The organism is Myxococcus llanfairpwllgwyngyllgogerychwyrndrobwllllantysiliogogogochensis (assembly GCF_006636215.1).
GTDB classification, from domain to species: domain Bacteria; phylum Myxococcota; class Myxococcia; order Myxococcales; family Myxococcaceae; genus Myxococcus; species Myxococcus llanfairpwllgwyngyllgogerychwyrndrobwllllantysiliogogogochensis.
Genome location: NZ_VIFM01000910.1, coordinates 1 through 409, shown reverse-complemented (window position 1 = coordinate 409; position 409 = coordinate 1). Strand labels below are relative to the sequence as shown.

1 protein-coding gene is annotated in these 409 nt (G+C 59.4%); it reads right to left on the bottom strand.

Annotation, left to right across the window (positions count from 1 at the left end):
- Positions 1-388, bottom strand: a 388-nt coding sequence (locus FJV41_RS56295) for an ATP-binding cassette domain-containing protein (protein WP_220138057.1), incomplete at its 3' end; no start/stop codon positions are given.
- Positions 389-409: the final 21 nt, after the last annotated feature.

The following is a 409-nucleotide window of genomic DNA, read 5'->3' as shown; positions in this document are numbered from 1 at the left end:
CGATATAGCTTTGCAGGTGCGCGACGCGCTGCTGCTGGCTTTCGTACATCGCCTGCTGCTGAGCGAGGCGGGTGGCGCGCTGCACTTCAAACGAACTGTAGTTGCCGGTGTACTCAAACATGGTCTGCTGTTCGATATGGATAATTTTGTCGACGATAGGATCGAGAAAATCGCGATCATGGGAGATGAGGATCAGCGTTCCCGTATAGCCCTTCAGCCACTTCTCCAGCCAGATCACCGCATCGAGATCGAGGTGGTTAGTCGGTTCATCCAGCAGCAGCACGCGCGGGCCGCTAACCAGCGCGCGGCCGAGGGCCGCTTTACGCAGCCAGCCACCGGACAGCGAAGCCAGCTCGGCGTTGGCATCGAGGCCCAGCTGCTCCAGCACTTCGTTAATGCGGCTCTCCAG